A 247-nucleotide genomic window follows, 5' to 3' on the forward strand; every position below is an offset into this window, starting at 1 on the left:
TTATAATTTTGGTGACGAATACCAGGATTTGAAAAACATGGATGCAATTCGCCTTCCAACCGACGAAGAACGTGCCGCATATGGTGCGTCGAAGGCTGCTCGCAAGACTGCCGCCAAGGTCGAGCGCGTTGCGGAAACCGAATCGGTTGCCAGTAAGAATCCTGTTGCAGCCGCTCCGGTGACAAAGGAAAGCTAAGACGATGGCAGGTTGGCGCGAACAAAAGCGTGAAGCTCTTGCAGACATTCA

The 247-nt window shown here is 51.8% G+C and carries 1 protein-coding gene; it reads left to right on the forward strand.

Annotation, left to right across the window (positions count from 1 at the left end):
- Nucleotides 1-196 (forward strand): hypothetical protein (locus tag RMT89_RS44730; RefSeq protein ID WP_315889481.1); only part of this gene is annotated, 196 nt, incomplete at its 5' end.
- Between the last annotated feature and the right edge of the window lie 51 nt (nt 197-247).

The sequence above is a fragment of the Streptomyces sp. P17 genome, from assembly GCF_032436805.1.
Classification (GTDB): Bacteria; Actinomycetota; Actinomycetes; order Streptomycetales; family Streptomycetaceae; genus Streptomyces.